The sequence below is a fragment of the Acetobacter ghanensis genome, from assembly GCF_001499675.1.
GTDB classification, from domain to species: domain Bacteria; phylum Pseudomonadota; class Alphaproteobacteria; order Acetobacterales; family Acetobacteraceae; genus Acetobacter; species Acetobacter ghanensis.
In genome coordinates this window covers 2,566,318-2,585,393 of the sequence record NZ_LN609302.1, presented here as the reverse complement: position 1 = coordinate 2,585,393, position 19,076 = coordinate 2,566,318, and the positions used below count along the sequence as shown (strand labels likewise).

Genomic DNA, 19,076 nt, shown 5'->3' with positions numbered 1-19,076 from the left:
ATAGTGTGCGCGCCGTTATGGGGGGCAGCGGGCAGGGGGCCAACCTGCCCACATGGGGGGATAACCGCCGTAGCCGCGTTGGTTTGCTGGGGGGGTCATTCAACCCCGGTCACAGGTGGCATCAGGCCATTGCCCGTCGCGCCCTGCGTGAATTACGGCTCGATCAGGTTTGGCTGATGGTCTCTCCCGGTAATCCGCTTAAGGCGGGGCGGGAGATGGCGTCTTTTGCCACCCGTTTGGCAACAGCTCGCCAACTGGCGGATGGGCGGCATGTGGTGGCGACGGATCTGGAAGCCCGACTCGGTACCCGTTATACGGTGGATACGCTGGCCCGGCTTAAGGCCCGTTTTCCCCATGTGCGGTTTGTATGGCTGATGGGGGCAGATGGTTTGGTAACCCTGCCCCGCTGGAAGCACTGGCGGCAACTGGTCCAGGCCGTGCCTTTGGCGGTTTTCCCCCGTCCGGGGCAGAATGTTGCGGCTTTGGGCGGTCTGGCGGCGCATTATCTGGCCCGCTGGCGCGTGCCTGCACGGCAGGCAGCACGGCTTGCCACACTTTCCCCCCCAGCTTGGGCTTTCCTTCCGGGGGTACAAAACAGTATATCTGCAACAGCCATTCGTCAGCGGGGCGGGTTTGACGCCACCACGGATCAGCCCACCACCCCACAAGTTATCTAGTTTTCAGGAGAACGGTCATAACCACCAAGCCACCCGCCGAGACGCCGGCACGCGCCCGCCCGTCCACGGCCTCCGCCCGAGGGGGCCGCACGGCCGCCTCCCGCGCCGCCGCAGTTTCTGGAGCCGCTGCTGCTCCGGGGTCTGTTCGTAAAAAAGCTGCCGCTGCCGGGCCTAAAAAACCCACCAAGCGCGAGGCGGTGGCCCCCGATCTGCTGGAGCAGTCGCTGGTTATCATCACCACCAGTCTGGAAGATGACAAGGCGGAAGATCTGGTTGTCATCGACCTGACCGGCCGCGCATCCTTTGCCGACAAGATGGTGATCGCCACAGGTCTGGCTGACCGCCAGATTGCCGCCATGGCCCAGCATATTGAGCGCAAACTGCGTGATATTGGCATCAAGCGTGTGCTGGTTGAAGGCGCTAATGGTTCCGACTGGGTGCTGCTGGATACGGGGGACATTGTGGTCCACCTGTTCAAGCCCGAAGCACGCACGCTGTATGGTCTGGAAAAAATGTGGGGTGCGGAACTGGATGAAAGCAACGAAGACGGCGTAACCCGTCTGTAAGTGCTGGTGTTCGGTTTACAACATCTCACGCCCCGCTGCCACGGAAGCCAGACATGAGGCTGGTGGCAGTCGGGCGTATGAAGGACAAATCCGAGCGCGCGCTGGTCGAGCGGTACCTCAAACGCCTGCGCCCGGCGCTGGATATTGTGGAACTGCCCGACGGGCGCGGTAGCCCGGACGAGATCAAACGCCGCGAGGCGCAGGCCATTCTGGCGGCCTGCCCGGCCCAGAGCCTTGTTGTGGCGCTGGATGAGGGCGGGCGCACCTACAGCAGTGTGGCTTTTGCCACCACCATGCAGACATGGCAGGCCACGGGCCGCACGCCCTGTTTTGTTATTGGTGGGGCAGAGGGGCTGGATGCCTCTGTTTTGCAAAGGGCCGGGGCGACCCTCTCCTTTGGCACACTCACATGGCCGCACATGCTGGTACGGATTATGCTGGTAGAGCAGATTTACCGTGCGCAGGCCATTGCGGCAGGCCACCCGTACCATAGGGCTGGCAGGCCGGATTAAGCCCATCGTTATTCGGCTATGATGTCGACAAACTTCCGCCACATCATGGTATCTGAATGGTAGAAGAAGGAAGGAGATTGACGATGATCTTCAAGGCAAAAAGTTCAATGGCGTTCCTTATGGGGCTGGCGCTGGCGGCGGCCCCACTTGCCGCGCACGCACAACATGGCCCCGGCGGGCCGGGCGGCGGTGGCGGTCCGGGCGATGGGCACGGTCGCGGTGGCCCCGGTGGCGGCGGCTTTCATGGTGGTGGAAGAGGTGGTCCTGGCGGTGGTTGGGGCGGCGGTCCACGGGGAGGCCCGCATGGCGGCATGTGGCGCTCGGGCGACCGGTATGATGGTGGCGGTATTTTTGTGGACAACTGGCGCGGTTACCGTGGCCTGTATGCTCCCCCGCCGGGTTACCGCTGGATCAACTATGGTGGCAGCTTTTTGCTGGCGGCCATTGCCACGGGCATTATTTCCAATGTGATTACGGGCGGGGCTTACCCGGCTACGCCGTACCCCGTTGCCACACCGTACCCCGCGTATGGTGCTTATCCGGTGGCGCCGGCACCTGTGCCGTATCCCCCTCCACCGGGTTACTGATCTGACGAACAGGGAGGGGGGGCCGTATTGGTTCCCCCTTTTTTAATTCGGCACGGGGTCGTAGCGGTAGCGGGACATAAGAGAAAGATACCGGTTTGCCCCGCTGGTGAGATGAAAAGACCTGACGAGGTTTGCCAGATACGTGCATGAGGGTGGGGACGTTTTGAGTGTGCGCAGGATGGCCTCGGCCAGTGCTGGTGCGTCGCCAACGGGGACAACGGCCCCCGTATCGGGGTTTTGCAGTAGGTCTTCCACCGCAGGTGTGCAGTCCGTGCTAATTGTCTGGCGTCCGGCGGCCAGTGCCTCAACCAGTACGGCGGCGTAGCTCTCCGCGTAGGAGGACAGCACAAACAGCCGGCTTCTATCCAGCCACGGCCGAATGCACGAGACATACCCCTGAAGCGTTACATTGGACTGAAGGCCCAACTTGCGGATGAGTTCCGTCAGGTTGGCATGTTCTGGCCCTTTGCCGCAGATGGTCAGGTGGATGGTGGGAATATGCTGTTTGACCAGCGCAATGGCCTGAATAAGCAGGTCGAACCCTTTAATGGGCACCAGCCGTCCGGCTGCCAGAATTTCCTGCGTGCCGGTGGGCACGGGGCGGGGCGGTTGTGGGTCCCATACAACGGGCAGGGGGATAACGTTAATGTCGTTCCGCCTGAGCACGGTGCGGGTATTGCGCGCCAGAAGCTGGCTTATGGTCACAACATGGTCACTGTAGCGTAACAGAAAGCGCATACGCATGTTGTAAAGCCATTGCCCTATGGCCTTCCGCCCTTTTTTGAAGATGGGTGAACTGACCTGCGTAACAATAACAGGCCGCAGCGGAAGAGGCAGGCGTGCCAAGCGGCGTGCCACGGGCCAATGGCCATTCCCCGGCACATAACAGGCTTTGACCGGGTGAGCATAAAAATACTGCTCGGCCGCATGGGCTGTTTTGTCGCCCAGTTTGCCATCTGGAATATGGGGGGAGAGCGCCGCATTGTGCACGGTAATGCCGGGGTGCAGTAAATCCTGCATATCCCCTTCTGCCCGGCCGACAAAAACAGTTACGGGAAAACCCAGCATGGACCAGCAGTTGGCAAGGCCAATAGCCACCCGCTCGCTGCCTCCCAGTCTGAAGTCCCGGAGTACAACACCAATGGAAATTTTGTTTGCAGGCACGGGTTTTCTGTTCCGCATAAGTGAAGTGGGCATGACAAAACATTGCAGGATATGCAATGCGCTCAGGAATTAGAGATTTATACTGGTTGGATTTTTATTTTATTCTGTTGATCTGGTTATTTTATCGGCCAGTTTGTAAAAATCGTCAGTATTGAAGCCATCTATTTTTTCAATACCGAGCATTTCCCACAGGAACATGCCATCTGCTGCCAGGCAGCACATGAGGCTGAGGGGAGAACTGTCCTTGAAGAGCCCGGTGGATTTGATGGTGTCCCAGTAAATCCGCGTCCATTCCTGAGACAACTGGTAGTCCGACAGCATGACGGACAAAAGCTGCCGCAGAATAAGGTAGCTTTTGTCCGCTGGGGGATTGGGGTTACATAAGCCGATATAGGCCCGCGCGGCCCGCCCGGTTTCTAGCGGGTCGTTTTGCATGGCGGTCAGCATTTCCTGCCGCATCAGGTCAAGCTCACGGCGGAATAACCCGTCCAGAAGCTGCTCCTTGTTGGGGAAGTGGTGCAGAAGGCCGCCTTTGCTCACACCCGCTTTTTGGGCAACCAGACTGAGTGTGAGCTTTTGCACACTGTCTGTTGCCAGTATCTCGGCTGCGGCATCCAGAAGGCCGTTTTTAACGGCTTCCGGGTCGTTGGTAAGGGTCTTATGCGTCTTCATACACAAAACATACCGTCCGGACGGTTTTGTGTAAAGGTGGCGCCTGCATACCAGTGCGGCGCCGTGTTGGGGGCGTTAGCCCCCGCCTTGTAGCGGGGGCACAGGCTTACTGGCCCAAACGGTCGGGTCTGGGTGTGGGGGTAAAGTCGGCATCATCCGTTAATTCTGCCGAGGGAATGGTCTGGGGCACCACGTTAAGCGGAGTATGGCTGGCCGCCTTCCACCCCGCAAACAGCAGGGCGGCCAGTACGGGGATGGCCAGAATGGAGTAGGTGCCTGTTGGGTAGTCAAACAGCATCATGCCCAGAATGCTGACAAAAAAGGCAATGGTCAGCCAAGCGGTAAACGGCGCACCCGGCATGGCAAAACCCGTGGGGGCAATGCGCCCTGCGCGAATGGCCTGCCGCAGCCTGATCTGGCAAAGCAGGATAAAGCACCATGTGCTGACAATGCCAACGGAGGCCATGTTCAAAACAATTTCAAAAATCTGGGAGGGCAGCAGGTAGTTCAGCCCAACCCCAACCAGATAAATGGCAACTGTTGTTAGAATAGCGGCGGATGGCACGGCCTGCCTGTTCATATGTGCCAGATACCGGGGGGCTGTGCCGTTCATGGCCAGTGCGCGTAGCACACGCCCGGTGGAATACAGGCCGGAATTCAGGCTGGAAAGGGCTGCGGTCAGCACCACCATGTTCATGACCGAATCTACCCCCGGCACCCCAAGGCGGGAGAAGAAGGTCACAAACGGGCTGACCCCAGCTTGGTAGGAGGACCAGGGCAGCAGCAGGACCAGCAGCGTAACCGTGCCCACATAAAAAATCATAATCCGCCAAATAACGTTGTTAATGGCGGCGGGTAGAACATCCCGCACGTTTTTGCATTCGCCCGCGGCGGTGCCGATCATCTCTATGCCGTAATAGGCAAACACAACACCTTGAACCAGCACCAGCGCAGGCAGAATACCGTGGGGGAACAGGCCACCATGCTCGGTAACAAGCTGTAACCCCGTGGCGTGTCCATCCACCGGCATACGCAGGCCCAAAATGGCGGTGCCCACCACCAGAAACACAAGCAGGGCCGCAACCTTGATGATGGAGAACCAGAACTCCATCTCCCCAAACCATTTAACGCCAATCAGGTTCATGCAGGTAATGACGACCAGCGCCATAAGCGCCATGACCCATTGGGGCACGGCGGCAAAAACACCCCAGAAGTGCATGTAAAGCGCCACGGCGGTAATATCGACAATACCCGTCATGGCCCAACTGAAGAACGAGAGCGCCCCCGCCACGTAGGAGGCTTTATCCCCCAGAAATTCCTGCGCGTAAGAAACAAAGCTGCCGCTGGTGGGGCGGTACATAACCAGTTCCCCCAGAGCGCGGAGCATGAGGAAGGAAAAAACGCCACAGACCAGATACACAATGGCAAGCGAGGGACCAACGGCTTGCAACCTGCTGCCTGCTCCCAAAAAAAGGCCCGTGCCAATGGCCCCTCCAATGGAGATCATCTGGATCTGCCGTTTGCCCAGACCTTGCCGGTAACCTTCCGCCGTCTGGTTTGGGGTGGCATGGGGTGGTGGCGGGGGTGTGGCGTTCAAGGTTTTCTGTCTCCGTGCTGGCAGCGGGAACGGGGCTTGCCCGGTTGTTCCGGTATGGAGCCGGTGGGGCGAAAGGCGTGGTTGGCGGTTCCGGGGCCGCAACAAACTGGATGGGGTGTAAGTCCTTTTGCAACTTATATAAATTAAGCAAAATCCGTCCTGACCAGCAAATAATTTTATCGTTTTCTCCCGTGCTGGCACGGTGTGTGGCTCTTCATTTTTGCGCTTGTGCATCCGAATAAGAGTATGAAATGCTGCGGAACCGGTCTGGGCGGTCTTTTTTTCAAAAAGGACGGATTTTTTGGCGGAATATTTCTTTTATAACGGAATATAAATAACAAAATTTCATATATTAAGGCAATTGGAGGGGGCTATTTCATGGAGAACTGTCTGGACAAGACGGACCGGCAGATTTTACGCCTGTTGCAGAATAATGGGCGCATCCATAATGCGGAACTGGCGGACAAGGTGCAGCTCAGCCCCGCAACCTGCCACCGCCGGGTGCAGCGGTTGTTTGATGAAGGGTATATTTCCTCCGTTCGGGCCACGGTTAACGCCAGCAGGGTCGGGCTTGGTATGGTTGTGCTGGTCGGGGTGGTGCTGGAGCGCACGGCAAACAGTTTTCCCGCGTTTGAGGCGGCCATGGCGGAACAGCCCGCCGTGCTGGACTGCTACCTTGTTGCCGGAGATTTTGATTATTTTCTGAAAATACGGGTCAAGGACATGGAAGGTTTTGACCAGTTCCATGCAGATGTGCTGAGCACATTGCCCCATGTGCGGCAGACACGCACGTTTTTTGTACTCCGGGCTGTGGCAGATGCCAGAGAATACGCTTTTTAGGCAGAGGCTTATGGGGTGTGCGGCCCGCCACTATGCGGAGCAAGCCTATTCCAGATCAAAAAAATCCTGACCGGGCTGGCGGTTTGTCCATTTGCGGCAGGCCGTGCGAAGCACACGGGCAAAGCGTGTGACCAGTGGCATGTTCTGCCCCGCCCGTATGGCCACAGCCAGCGTTGCACAGGGTGCGGGTTCGCTAATTGTGTGGAAGGTCACCCCGCCCGCATGAATCTGGCTGAGTGAGCGTGGCACGACCGAAACCCCAAGCCCTGCCGCAACCAGGGGAATGGTGCCTGCAATCTGTGGTGCCTGCTGGCCCATAACCGGTGTAACTCCCGCAAGCTGATAGGCGGACAAAATGGCATCGTGAAAACCCGGCCCCAGTTCTCGCGGGAAGATAATCAGAGGGTCCTGCGCCACCATGTCCAGACTGATCACGGGCGTATCCGCCAGCTTGTGCCCGCGGGGCAAGGCAATAACCGTGGGTTCGTCCAGTAGGTGAAAAACCGAAAGCCTTACCGGGTCGGGCACGGGGGGGCGCACAATGGCAATGTCGACGCTGGGTTCATGCAGTGCTGTGCACAGCGAGGGCGTGTTGCTCTCCTCCAGAAAAATCGTGACATCGGGAGCCATTTCCCGAAACCGGCGGATGGTGAAAGGAATAACCGGCAACAGCGAGACCGCGCCCGCCAGCCCTAGGCGGATATGCCCCATTTCCCCCCGTGCTAAGCCTTGCGCTGTGGAAAGGAACTGGGCCTGCAATTCCAGTATGGTTTTGGCGCGAGGCAGCAGAACCGCACCTATGTCGGTCAGTTTTACGCCGCGTGTCAGGCGTTCAAACAGTACCACGCCAAGGTTTTTCTCCAGTTGCCGGATCTGCTGGCTAAGCGGCGGCTGCTCCATGCCCAGTGCCTCGGCCGCGCGGGTAATGCTGCCATGCTCGGCTACGGTCACAAAATAGCGGAGGTGTCGGATGTCCATAACCCATACATATCCGATATGGATAACACCGCCAAGATATATTGGAAGACTGCTTCAAGCCGTTATAACATCTGCGTCAGATGATTTTAGACCCAGTATGAGTTTGAAGGAGTGCGGACGATGGTAAAGCAGCCAGTGGCGGATATGGACCTACGGTCTTCTGCCTTGGGTAACGGAGTTTCTGGCAAGCCTCCGATCAACCGTCTTTATCAGACCTCCACCATGGCCGCTCTGCTGGATGCGGTGTACGATGGCGAAACCACGCTGGATGAGCTGCTCCAGCACGGCAACTTTGGCCTTGGCACCTTTAACTCCCTTGATGGGGAGATGATTGTAACGGATGGCGTTGTGCGCCAGTTCCGTGCGGAAGGGCTGGCGGCGGAAGTGCCCGGCTCCCTTAAAACACCTTTTGCCTGCGTGACGTATTTTGAACCCGAAAAAATGTGACGGTCGATACGCCCAAGGATAAGGAAAGTTTTGAAGCGCTGGTGGACCAGCTTCTGGGCAACCCCAACCTGTTTGGTGCCGTGCGCTTTACCGGCCTGTTCGAGCGGGTGGATACCCGCACGGTGTTCTGCCAGTGCAAGCCATACCCCCATATGCTGGAAGTTGTTAAAAAACAGCCGACTTTTACTATGGAATCGGTCAGTGGAACCATGATCGGCTTCCGCACCCCAGTGTACATGCAGGGCGTGAACGTGGCGGGGTATCACCTGCACTTCCTGTCCGAAGATCACAAACGTGGTGGGCATGTTACGGAATACAAAATTGTTAAGGGTATGCTGGAAGTTGCAACAATTTCTGACCTTCAGGTGCAGTTGCCGCGCACCAAGCAGTTTGCGCAGGCCAACCTGAACCCCGAAAGCCTGAGTGAGGCCATTCGCATTGCCGAAGGTGGCTGACGTTCTCTGGGGCTAACCTGTTTTTTTTCTGAATGGTGTTGGGCTGCTGTGCGCTTTGTTTCCCGGTAGCCCACCTTGATCCGAGGTTTTTCTACAATGTCAAAAACGGCAGACACCACCGCACAATGCGGTGCGGAGCTTATTGTCAAAAATCTGGAAGCGCATGGCATTACCCATGTGTTTGGTATTCCCGGCGCCAAGGTGGACCGGCTGTTTGATGCACTGGTCGATTCCTCGATCGAAACCGTAGTGACCCGGCATGAGCAGAACGCCGCCTTTATTGCTGGTGGCCTTGGCCGCATTACCGGCAAGGCAGGGGTGTGCATTGCAACATCCGGCCCCGGTGCTTCCAATTTTGTAACCGGGTTGGCCACAGCCAATTCCGAAGGCGACCCCGTTCTGGCCATTGGTGGCGCGGTCAAGCTGGCCGACCGGCTTAAGCTGACCCACCAGACCATGGACACGGTCAGCCTGTTCCGCCCCGTAACCAAATACAGCGTGGAGCTGACCACTCCCACCGCCATTTCGGAAGTTATGGCCAATGCCTTCCGCTTTGCAGAAAGTGGGCGGCCGGGTGCAGCATTTGTCAGCACGCCCATGGATGTGCTGTCCATGCCTGCCAATGCGCCGGTTCTGGCCGACCGTCTGGCTCCGCGTATGGGTGGCGCTCCGGCGGATGTGGTGGCCGAGGCCGCAACGCTGCTTAAAAAAGCCAAACGTCCGGTCATGCTGCTGGGTATGCTGGCCAGCCGCCCGGACGTGGCCGATGCCGTGCGCGCCTTTGTTAAACTGACAGGCGTGCCGGTTGTGGGCACATATCAGGCCGCTGGTGCGGTGTCGGAAGAGCTGGTGGACCGGTTTGGCGGCCGTATTGGCCTGTTCCGCAACCAGCATGGTGATCAGCTGCTCCACGAGGCCGATGTGGTGGTGGCCGTGGGCTACAACCCGGTGGAATATGACCCGTGGCTGTGGAACGTGAATGACGCCCGCCAGATTATTAATGTTGATATTGTTCCCGCCGAGCTGGACAACGCTTTTGTACCCGCCATTGAACTGATTGGTGACATTGCACTGACCCTTGAAGGGCTGGGTGGCAAGGCGGGTGGTCTTGCCCGCGCGCCAGAACTGGAAGCCGTGCTGGAAGGGTATAAAAAAGCCCGCCGCACTGCTCTGCTGGATGCGCGTAGCAGCAGCAACTCCGCCGTGCATCCGCTCCAGATCGTGCGTGAGCTGGAACAGTTTGTAACCCCGGATATGACCCTGTGTCTGGATATGGGGACCTTCCACATCTGGCTGGCCCGTTACCTGCTGTCCTTCCGTGCCCGTCAGGTGCTGATCAGCAACGGCCAGCAGACCATGGGCGTGGGCCTGCCGTGGGGGATTGCCGCCAGCCTTGTGAACCCCTCGCAAAAAGTTGTTTCAATTTCTGGCGATGGCGGATTCATGATGTCCAGCATGGAGCTGGAAACAGCCGTGCGCCTGAAGTGCAACCTGATCCATATGGTCTGGATTGATCAGGCCTACAACATGGTTGAAATTCAGGAACAGAAAAAATACGGCCGTGGGTCGGGCGTGCATTTTGGTCCGATTGATTTTGCAAAATATGCAGAAGCCTGCGGGGCAAAAGGCATTACGGCCACCACGGAGGATGGGGTGCGTCAGGCTCTGCGGGAGGCCATGGACGTGGAAGGGCCGGTGGTTATTGCCGTGCCGGTTGACTACTCCCACAACCACCTGCTGATGCAGCCTTTGGCTCAGTTGGGAGAAACCACGGCAGCAGCCTGACAAAAGGGCTGCGCTTGACGCAGAACAGGTTCTATTGCTGTCATCCGCTCCGTCCGTTTCATTAGCGCGACAATGTTGTTATAACACCACAACACGGCACTACTGGCGGACGGAGCAAAGGAGGCAGGCACACTGCCTTTTTTCTTCCATGACGCGGCAACGCAGTATGAAAGAGAACAAAAATGCAGATGCCCGAACCAAGTCAGGCCATCATAAGCCAGCGTGATGCACTGGCGCATGGCCTGCGGCAGATTGTGGGAAAAGACTGGGTCATTTCCGACGATGCCGAGCGTAAACCCTACCAGTGCGATGGCATTACCGCCTACATGGCCGTGCCGCTGCTGGTGGTGTTGCCGGGTTCTGCGCAGGAAGTGCAGGCTGTTCTGCGTTTTTGTAACGAAAAAGGGGTCAAAATTGTCCCCCGTGGTTCTGGCACATCGCTCTCTGGCGGGGCTTTGCCGCTGGAAGATGGCGTGCTGCTGGTGACATCGCGCCTGTGTCATGTTCTGTCGGTGGATGAGCATAACCGTGTGGCGCGAGTGCAGCCCGGTGTGCCTAACATCAAAATTACCGAGGCAGTCAGCCATCTGGGGCTGTGTTATATGCCCGACCCGTCCAGCCAGCTTATTTCCACCATTGGTGGTAACGTGGCGGAAAATGCGGGTGGCGTGCATTGCCTCAAATACGGTGTGACCGCCAACCATATTCTGGGCATTCAGGCTGTTCTGATGACCGGCGAAATGGTGGAACTGGGCGGTGCCTACCTTGGCGCGGCGGAAGGCGAGCTGGACCTTATGGGGGTTCTGACCGGTTCCGAAGGGCTGCTGGCTGTGGTGACGGAAATTGCCGTGCGGCTGGAGCCTGTGCCCGAGGTGGCGCGTGTTATTTCCATGAGCTTCTCCTCCGTGGAGGAGGCGTGTGAATGTGTGGGTGCCATTATTGGTGCTGGCATTATTCCCGCCGGGCTGGAATTCATGGACCGCAAGGTGCTGGATGCCGTCTCGGTCCTGATCAAGGAAAAATTCGACGACCGGACGGCAGCTCTCCTGCTGTGCGAACTGGACGGCACAGCGGTTGAGGTGGACGCCCTGGTAGGCGTGGTCAGCGATGTGGCACGCGGGCAGGGGGCGATCGAGCTCAAGGTCAGCACCACGGAAGAAGAGCGCCAGCGGATATGGAGCAGCCGTAAGCTGGCTTTTTCCGCCATTGGCAAGCTCTGCCCGGATTATTACTGCACGGACGGCACCATCCCGCGTAACAAACTGCCCGAAGTTCTGAACAAGATGGCGGACATGTCCAAAAAATACGGGCTGGATTACGCCAACTGCTTCCATGCGGGGGATGGCAACCTGCACCCCATTATTATGTATGATGCAGCCAAACCGGGGGATCTGGAAAAAGCCGAGGAATTTGGTGCGGATGTTCTGATTGCCTGCGTGGATGCGGGCGGGGTGCTCAGTGGTGAGCACGGCATTGGCGTTGAAAAACGTGACCTGATGACCCACCAGTTTACCGAAATAGATTTGCAGCAGCAGCAGATGGTCAAATGTGCGTTTGACCCCAAAGACCTGCTGAACCCGGGCAAGATGTTCCCCACCCTGTGCCGCTGTGCGGAGTTCGGGCGGATGCACGTGCACAACGGTAACCTGCGTTTTGCGGACGTTCCGCGTTTCTGATTCTGGTAGGGCATTGCAAGCATGACAGACACACAAATTACTGCATCCATGCGTCCTGCCACTACACAGGATGTTGCAGATATTCTTATGGACGCGGCCAGCAGGGGTGAGGCTCTGGTGGTGCGGGGCAATGGGACCCGTGCCGGGCTGGGCAACCCCGTTGCCTCAACCCGCGTGCTGGAGCTGGGCGGGCTGGACCAGATAGATTTTTATGACCCTGATGATCTGGTTATTCGCGCAGGTGTTGGGGCCACGCTGGATGAGGTGGAGCAGGTTCTGGCACAAAAAGGGCAGTACCTGCCGTTTGAACCCCCACGCTATGCCGGGCTGTATGGCACCAATGGCGCACGCAGCACGCTGGGCGGGGCTGTGTCCACCGCCCTGTCTGGCCCGCGCCGGATTCTAACCGGTGCTGCGCGTGATTTTGTTCTGGGTGTTGAGGGCGTGAACGGTCAGGGAGACGTGTTCAAGGCCGGTGGCCGTACCATGAAGAACGTGACCGGCTACGACATTAGCAAACTGGTTACTGGTGCCAACGGCACACTGGCCGCACTGACAACTGTAACCCTCAAGGTGCTGCCCGCCCCACGGGCAGAGGTTACGCTGGTGCTGCCCGCCGCCAGTCTGGAAGAGGACGTGGCCCTGTTTGCCAGAATGCGCGCCCTGCCGCTGGGCATAGGTGGGCTTGCCCGCCGGGTGAATGCCGCAGGAGCGTGTGAGGTGCTGGTGCGGGTGGAAGGCACAGTGCCCGGTGTTGCCGGTAACCAGCAGGTGCTTAACGGTATGTTGGCTACCCGTGGAGCCATGGTTGTGCTGGAGCAGGAACAAAGCCATGCCTTGTGGGCCGGTGTGCGCGAACTGGATTGCCTGAACGCCCAGCCGGATGAGCTGGTCTGGCGTGTTAACCTGCCCGCTACAACCATGCCCACCTTTGTGGAGCAGGCGCGCAGTGCAGGTTGTATCAACCGCTTTTTTGTGGACTGGGCCGGTGGGGCGGTGTTCTCCACCATGCGCGGTGTGCAGCCGGAAGTGGATACGCTGCGCTACCGCAAAATGGCGGAAAAGGCAGGTGCGCGGGCTACCCTGCTGCGTGCGCCAGATGCCGTGCGCGCGCAGTTTGGTGCGTTCCCACCCGTAAGCGCAGGTGTGGCGGCTCTGGCCGCTCGTACCCGCAAAGCCTTTGACCCGGCCGGTATTCTCAACCCCGGCCGCATGACCGTTCAGGCATAGGAGACGCACCAATGCTCAGCCATATTCCTCAGGCCGCGCTGGATGCGGACCCGAACGTCAAACTGGCCAAAGATATTATTGGCAACTGCGTGCATTGCGGCGTTTGCCTCTCGCGCTGTCCCACATACGCCGTAAAGCATGAGGAAAATGACAGCCCACGTGGCCGTATTTTCCTGATGAAGGACATGTACGAAAAAGGTGGGGCCCCCGATGCCAAAACGGTCGAACATCTGGACCGCTGCCTGACCTGCCTTGCGTGTGAGGCCATTTGCCCCTCAGGCGTGGAATATTCCAAGCTTATTGCGCATGGCCGCGAATATGTGGAGGAGCATTACAAGCGTCCGCTCTTCCAGCGTGCGGTGCGTGAACTGCTGATCCGGCTTATTCCCAATGCGCGGCTGTTCCGTCTGGCTATTTTTGGCGGGCGTCTGGGGCGGCCCTTCCGCGGGCTGTTCTCGGGCACCTTGCGCGCCATGCTGGACATGGTGCCAACCACGCCGCTACCAGCCCCCAGCCCGGTGGACCGGCCGCAAACATTCTTGCCCGCGCCAGAGGGGGGCAAGGCGGTCAAACCGCGTAAGCGTGTAGCGCTGCTTAACGGCTGCGTGCAGACTGTGCTGGACACCGCCATTAACGAGGCCACAATCCGCCTGCTCCAGCGCCACGGAGTGGAAGTGGTGGTTGCCGCAGGTTCAGGCTGCTGTGGTGCCCCCGCCGAGCATATGGGGGACGAGGCACAGGCCCTGCCACTGGTCAAAGCCAATATTGACGCATGGCTGCGCGAGGCCGATGGCCCCAACGGGCTGGATGCTATTGTTATTAACACATCCGGCTGTGGCACATCCATCAAGGCCTATGGCCATGCACTCCGGCTGGACCCGGAATGGGCAGACAAGGCTGCCCGCGTATCCGCCATGGCGCGTGATATTACCGAGTTTATGGTCGAGATCGGGCTGGAAAAACCCACTACCCCCACCGGGCTGCGGGTGGTGTACCACTCCGCGTGTTCCATGCAGCACGGCCAGCGGATTGTGAACCAGCCCAAGGACCTGCTGCGCGAGGCAGGGTTTACCGTGCTGGATGTGCCCGAAGGGTATCTGTGCTGTGGGTCTGCTGGCACCTACAACCTGTTGCAGCCAGAAATTGCCAATGAGCTTAAGGAGCGCAAGCTGCGCAACATCCGCTCGGTTGATGCCCAGATTGCTGCCAGCGGGAACATTGGCTGCATGACCCAACTGGCCAGCGAGGTCGGGTTGCCATTTGTGCACACGGTGGAACTGCTGGACTGGGCCACCGGCGGGCCGGAACCTGCGGCCCTCAAAGGCCAGAAGCTGGCGGCGGAGTAACCGCCAGCAGTAGGTTGGGGCAGGTATAGCGGGCAAACAGCGCGGGGGAGCAAAAGGCATGTCAGGCATAACAGGTGTGGATACGGCCGGAGGCAGCTTGCGCCGGGGCGCTGCGGTGCTGCTGGAGGTGCTGCGTAGCGAGGGCGTTGATTACATTTTTGGCAACCCCGGTACGACGGAACTTCCGTTAATAGACGCCCTGCTGGAAGTGCCGGATGTGCATTACGTTCTGGGTTTGCAGGAAGCCAGCGTGGTGGCCATGGCCGATGGTTACGCACAGGCGGCCCGCAAGCCCGGATTCCTCAACCTGCATACGGCAGGAGGGCTGGGGCATGGCTTGGGCAACCTGCTGAATGCCAGTGTGTCCCAAACCCCGCTGGTGGTGACCGCAGGGCAGCAGGATTCGCGCCACACCATCTCCGACCCGCTGCTGTTTGGGGATCTGGTGCAGATTGCCCGCCCCGCCGTTAAATGGGCGCAGGAAGTCGCCCACGCGGACCAGTTGCCCGTGTTGTTGCGCCGCGCTTTTCATGATGCCACGGCAGCCCCCAGCGGGCCGGTGTTTTTGTCCCTGCCAATGGATGTGATGGAAGAACTGAGCGCGGTGGATATTGGTGTGCCATCGCAGATTAACCGTCAGGCTGTGGCGGGTGGCCTGCCCGAACTGGCACAGGCGCTGGCGGGCATAGCGCCAGGGCGGCTGGCCATTATTGCAGGGGACGAGGTTTATGGCTCCGATGCGGCTGCGGAAGTCGCGGCTGTGGCCGAGTGCCTTGGTGCGCCGGTGTATGGGTCTTCCTGGCCATCGCGCATTCCGTTTGCAACGGCCCACCCGTTGTGGTGTGGCAACCTGCCAACGCAGGCGACCGCCATTGCTGAAAAACTAAGCGCGTATGACGCTATTTTTGCACTGGGTGGCAAGTCGCTCATTACCATTCTGTACACAGAAGGCCCGGCCCTGCCGCCAAGCTGTGCGGTGTATCAGATGTCATCCGATGTGCGGGATCTGGGGCGGACGTTCTGGACCCCGCTCTCGGTCGTGGGGGATGTAAAGGCCTCGTTACAGGCGTTGCTGCCCGAGCTGCACCGGGCTACGCAAGCCAACGCCAGCCGTTACAGGCAGGTGGGCCAGCAGGTTGCGCAGGAGCGCAGGAGCCAAAAGGCGCAGGCCCGGGCCGATGTGCAGGCCCATTACCATGATGCCGTGATCTCCCCACGAGTTGCTGCGTGGGAGGTGGTGCGCGCCATTGGGCCGGAAATCGCCATTGTGGACGAGGCCATAGCCACATCCTCCGATGTGCGCCTGTTTTTGGAAAGTGCATGGTCTGCCCAGTATTCCTTCCTTCGGGGGGGAGCACTGGGCTGGGGTATGCCTGCTGCCGTTGGGGCCTCGCTTGGCCTTGGGCGTGACCGGGTTGTGTCTCTTGTGGGGGATGGCGCAGCCTTGTACTCGCCTCAGGCGTTGTGGACTGCGGCACATGAGAAGCTGCCTGTTACTTTTGTGGTCATGAATAATCAGGAGTACAATGTGCTCAAGAACTTCATGCGGCAGCAAAAAGACTATATTTCCGCGCGGGAGGATACTTATCCAGCCATGGATATTGTGAACCCGAGCATAGACTATCAGGCGCTTGCCCGTTCCATGGGTGTGCCATCGACCAGACTGACACGGGCAGCCGATATTGCCCCTGCACTGGAGGCGGCTCTGGCAACTGATGGCCCATCTTTAGTGGAAATTGTGATTGCAGCGGGCTGAGGAGGCTCGCTTCTTTACCGGGGGTGCGTATGAAAATCGGGTTGTTTATTCCCTGTTATATAGACGCGTTTTATCCAAACGCGGGGATTGCCACACTGGAACTGCTGGAAAAGCTGGGGCAGGACGTGGAATACCCCATGAACCAGACCTGCTGTGGCCAGCCCATGGCCAATTCCGGCTGTAACAAGGATGCGGCTGCGGCAGAGGCTCTGTTTGTCAAAAACTTCGCCAAGTATGATGTCATTGTCATGCCGTCAGGCAGTTGCACACATCATGTGCGGGATAATTTTGACGCCATCGACCAGACGGACGAAGTGCGCCATGTGCGTGAAAACACGTTTGAACTGGTTGAGTTTTTGCATGACGTGCTGAAGGTGGAAGACTTCCCCTGGGCCGAATTCCCCCACAAGGTGGGGCTGCACAATAGCTGTGGCACCCTGCGTGCGCTGCGCACGGCAAGCATGTCCGAACTGGGGGAGCCGTTCTTCTCCAAGCCCATGGATCTGCTTAGCAAGGTCAAGGGTATTTCCTTTGCAACGCCCAAAAGGCCCGATGAATGCTGCGGCTTTGGCGGCACCTTCTCGGTTACGGAGGAGGCTGTTTCGGCCAAGATGGGCACGGACAAGGTGCGGGACCACCATAATGCCGGGGCGGAGTACATTGTTTCGGCCGATACGTCATGCATGATGCACCAGCAGGGGTGTGCGGAGCGGGCCGGTGTTCCCATCCGCTTCATTCATATTGCTGAAATTCTGAATGGAGCGCGGGAATGAAAGTCAAACCTGTCAACCACGCCAAGGCGGCAGAAGAGTTTATTGAAGACACCGCCCACATGGACTTCCATGACGAGCGGCTGTGGGACCTGCGGCAGAAGCGCGATGAGCAAATGCACATTCTGCCAGAATGGCAGGAACTGCGCGCGCGTGCATCCGCCATTAAGGAACACACGCTGGCCAATCTGCCAGAATATCTGGAACAGTTTGAGGCCAACGCCAAAAAGAACGGTATTCATGTGCACTGGGCTGCCGATGGTGCGGAACATAACCGCATAGTTGGCGAAATTCTGGAAAAACACGGTGCCAAATCGCTCATCAAGAGCAAGTCCATGGTGACCGAAGAATGTTGTATGCGCGAGTATCTGGAACCACGCGGCGTTGTGGTGACAGAAACCGATCTGGGCGAGCGCATCCAGCAGTTGGATGACCAGATGCCCAGCCACATTGTGGTGCCAGCCGTACACAAGCTGATCCCCGATGTGGCCAAGATTTTTGCCAAATACTACCATACGGACCCTAACGACAACAGTGCGCAGTCCCTTGCATGGCAGCAGCGGCTGGCGGCTCGCCCGGTTATTCTGTCTGCCGATGCGGGCATGACTGGCGGCAACTTTGTGGTGGCCGAAACCGGGTCCTTTGTGGTCTGCACCAACGAGGGCAATGCCGACCTGAGTGCTACTGTGCCCGGGCTGCACATTGCCACAATCGGGATTGAACGGCTTGTGCCGCGTATGGCGGATATGGGCGTGTTCATCCGTATGCTCTCCCGCTCCGCACTTGGGTCGCCCATTACGCAGTACACAACGCATTTCCGCGGCCCGCAGAAGGGGAGCGAGATGCATGTGGTACTGGTGGATAACGGACGTTCGCACCGTTTGGGCATGGAGGACTTCTGGACCTCGCTCAAATGTATCCGCTGCGGCGCATGCATGAACACCTGCCCGGTTTACCGCCGCTCGGGTGGTCTGTCCTACGGTGCTGTGTATTCCGGTCCTATTGGCGCGATTATTGACCCCACGTTTAACGAGCGCAAATACAGCACACTGCCTTTTGCCTCGACCATGAACGGGAGCTGCACCAATGTGTGCCCGGTCAAGATCAACATCCATGAGCAGCTTTACAAATGGCGCAGGGTTCTGGCCGAACACCATGAACTGCCGTTTGTAAAACGTGAGGTCATGCACATGGCGGGCAAGCTTATGGGGCAGCCGACCCTGTACCGTGCTGCCATCAACAGCACGGAAGTCGCGTTAAGCACCATGCCGCGCTTTGTGCTGTATAACTGGCTTAATCCATGGGGCAAACACCGTGAACTGCCGCACCCGGTCAAGCAGACATTCCACAGCTGGTACAAGCAGAACCGCCTGAAAACCAAAAAGAAGGAAGGGGAAGGCGCATGAGCACCTCGCGCGATGCCATTCTGACCCGGCTGCGGGATAACCGGCCGGACCCCAAGGCCCACCCGCTCCCCCCCGTTGCACGGCTGGGGGATATGGATAACGGGCAGGCCCGGTTTGAGAACAGCCTCCAGATTCTGGGTGGGCAGGTGCTGGAACGGCAGGAAGGGGATACACTGGCAACCGCCATTGCCCGCCGCTTCCCCGATTCCAAGGTTATCTGCTCCGCCGTGCCGGATTTTGAAGGCACGATCCGCATAGAAGAGCTGGGCACTCCCCAGCAGGCGGCATCGGTGGATGTGCTGGTTGTGCGCTCCCCCTTCGGCATTGCGGAAATGGGCTCGATCTACCTGAGCGAAGCCCAACTGCATGACCTGAACTCGGCCGCTCATCTGACCCAGCATATTGTGGTCATTCTCTCGCCCAAAAACCTGACGGCCAACATGCACACGGCCTATATGGACCGCCCGGAATTCCATACCGCCAATTACGGTGTGCTCATGAGCGGGCCATCCGCCACGGCGGATATTCAGGGTGTGCTGATCCGTGGTGCGCAGGGTGTGCGTACTTTGAGCGTGTGGTGGGAAGACTGAGTATTGTCCCCCCATTCTGCCT

General features: G+C 58.7%; 17 protein-coding genes and 1 pseudogene. 14 read left to right on the top strand and 4 right to left on the bottom strand.

Annotation, left to right across the window (positions count from 1 at the left end; genetic code table 11):
* Positions 1-17: 17 nt before the first annotated feature.
* The 4 genes from AGA_RS11995 (at position 18) to AGA_RS14350 (ending at position 2,342) form a co-directional block, all read left to right on the top strand.
* On the top strand, positions 18-677 hold the full coding sequence (locus AGA_RS11995; RefSeq protein WP_059024863.1) for a nicotinate-nucleotide adenylyltransferase: 660 nt from the start codon (positions 18-20) through the stop codon (positions 675-677).
* Positions 678-694: 17 nt separating this feature from the next.
* Positions 695-1,243 carry a ribosome silencing factor gene (gene rsfS, locus AGA_RS11990; protein WP_083503637.1) on the top strand — a complete coding sequence of 183 codons (549 nt, stop codon included), beginning with the start codon at positions 695-697 and terminating at the stop codon, positions 1,241-1,243.
* 53 nt (positions 1,244-1,296) lie between these two features.
* Positions 1,297-1,755 (top strand): 23S rRNA (pseudouridine(1915)-N(3))-methyltransferase RlmH, encoded by a 459-nt coding sequence (locus AGA_RS11985; RefSeq protein ID WP_059024488.1) that lies wholly within the window; start codon positions 1,297-1,299, stop codon positions 1,753-1,755.
* An 83-nt stretch (positions 1,756-1,838) separates the two neighbouring features.
* Complete coding sequence (locus tag AGA_RS14350) at positions 1,839-2,342, top strand: RcnB family protein (RefSeq protein WP_059024487.1); 504 nt, start codon at positions 1,839-1,841, stop codon at positions 2,340-2,342.
* A 42-nt stretch (positions 2,343-2,384) separates the two neighbouring features.
* On the opposite strand, the gene AGA_RS11975 is transcribed toward AGA_RS14350, so the two are convergent.
* The 3 genes from AGA_RS11975 to AGA_RS11965 all read right to left on the bottom strand — a co-directional run bounded on the left by AGA_RS11975 (position 2,385) and on the right by AGA_RS11965 (position 5,775).
* Positions 2,385-3,506, bottom strand: a complete 1,122-nt coding sequence (locus AGA_RS11975) for a glycosyltransferase (RefSeq protein WP_059024486.1) — start codon at positions 3,504-3,506, stop codon at positions 2,385-2,387.
* 99 nt (positions 3,507-3,605) lie between these two features.
* Entirely contained in the window at positions 3,606-4,178 is a 573-nt protein-coding gene (locus AGA_RS11970) for a TetR/AcrR family transcriptional regulator (RefSeq protein ID WP_059024485.1), read from the bottom strand.
* A 106-nt stretch (positions 4,179-4,284) separates the two neighbouring features.
* A complete protein-coding gene (locus tag AGA_RS11965; RefSeq protein ID WP_059024484.1) occupies positions 4,285-5,775 on the bottom strand; it encodes an amino acid permease in 1,491 nt (496 codons plus the stop codon).
* A gap of 378 nt (positions 5,776-6,153) precedes the next feature.
* Between AGA_RS11965 and AGA_RS11960 the strand changes: the two genes are divergently transcribed.
* Complete coding sequence (locus AGA_RS11960) at positions 6,154-6,615, top strand: Lrp/AsnC family transcriptional regulator (protein ID WP_059024483.1); 462 nt, start codon at positions 6,154-6,156, stop codon at positions 6,613-6,615.
* A 45-nt stretch (positions 6,616-6,660) separates the two neighbouring features.
* Here the strand turns inward: AGA_RS11960 and AGA_RS11955 are convergent, their stop codons facing one another.
* Positions 6,661-7,593: a LysR family transcriptional regulator gene (locus AGA_RS11955; protein ID WP_059024482.1), complete on the bottom strand. Its 933-nt coding sequence runs from the start codon at positions 7,591-7,593 to the stop codon at positions 6,661-6,663.
* Positions 7,594-7,713: 120 nt separating this feature from the next.
* Here AGA_RS11955 and budA point away from each other — a divergent pair.
* The 9 genes and pseudogenes from budA (at position 7,714) to AGA_RS11910 (ending at position 19,054) form a co-directional block, all read left to right on the top strand.
* Positions 7,714-8,495, top strand: a pseudogene (budA, locus tag AGA_RS11950) (acetolactate decarboxylase).
* A 96-nt stretch (positions 8,496-8,591) separates the two neighbouring features.
* Complete coding sequence (gene alsS / locus AGA_RS11945; RefSeq protein ID WP_059024481.1) at positions 8,592-10,280, top strand: acetolactate synthase AlsS; 1,689 nt, start codon at positions 8,592-8,594, stop codon at positions 10,278-10,280.
* 188 nt (positions 10,281-10,468) lie between these two features.
* Positions 10,469-11,956: an FAD-linked oxidase C-terminal domain-containing protein gene (locus AGA_RS11940; RefSeq protein ID WP_456303784.1), complete on the top strand. Its 1,488-nt coding sequence runs from the start codon at positions 10,469-10,471 to the stop codon at positions 11,954-11,956.
* 21 nt (positions 11,957-11,977) lie between these two features.
* Entirely contained in the window at positions 11,978-13,186 is a 1,209-nt protein-coding gene (locus tag AGA_RS11935; RefSeq protein ID WP_059024479.1) for an FAD-binding protein, read from the top strand.
* An 11-nt stretch (positions 13,187-13,197) separates the two neighbouring features.
* The gene (glcF, locus tag AGA_RS11930) at positions 13,198-14,532 is read left to right on the top strand and encodes a glycolate oxidase subunit GlcF (RefSeq protein WP_059024478.1); all 1,335 of its coding nucleotides are present in this window, start codon (positions 13,198-13,200) and stop codon (positions 14,530-14,532) included.
* A gap of 58 nt (positions 14,533-14,590) precedes the next feature.
* Positions 14,591-16,288 (top strand): thiamine pyrophosphate-binding protein, encoded by a 1,698-nt coding sequence (locus AGA_RS11925; protein WP_059024477.1) that lies wholly within the window; start codon positions 14,591-14,593, stop codon positions 16,286-16,288.
* 29 nt (positions 16,289-16,317) lie between these two features.
* The gene (locus AGA_RS11920; RefSeq protein ID WP_059024476.1) at positions 16,318-17,061 is read left to right on the top strand and encodes a (Fe-S)-binding protein; all 744 of its coding nucleotides are present in this window, start codon (positions 16,318-16,320) and stop codon (positions 17,059-17,061) included.
* Positions 17,058-18,464 carry a lactate utilization protein B gene (locus AGA_RS11915; protein ID WP_059024475.1) on the top strand — a complete coding sequence of 469 codons (1,407 nt, stop codon included), beginning with the start codon at positions 17,058-17,060 and terminating at the stop codon, positions 18,462-18,464. The genes AGA_RS11920 and AGA_RS11915 overlap by 4 nt, the downstream gene beginning before the upstream one ends.
* Positions 18,461-19,054: a LutC/YkgG family protein gene (locus AGA_RS11910; RefSeq protein ID WP_059024474.1), complete on the top strand. Its 594-nt coding sequence runs from the start codon at positions 18,461-18,463 to the stop codon at positions 19,052-19,054. The genes AGA_RS11915 and AGA_RS11910 overlap by 4 nt, the downstream gene beginning before the upstream one ends.
* Positions 19,055-19,076: the final 22 nt, after the last annotated feature.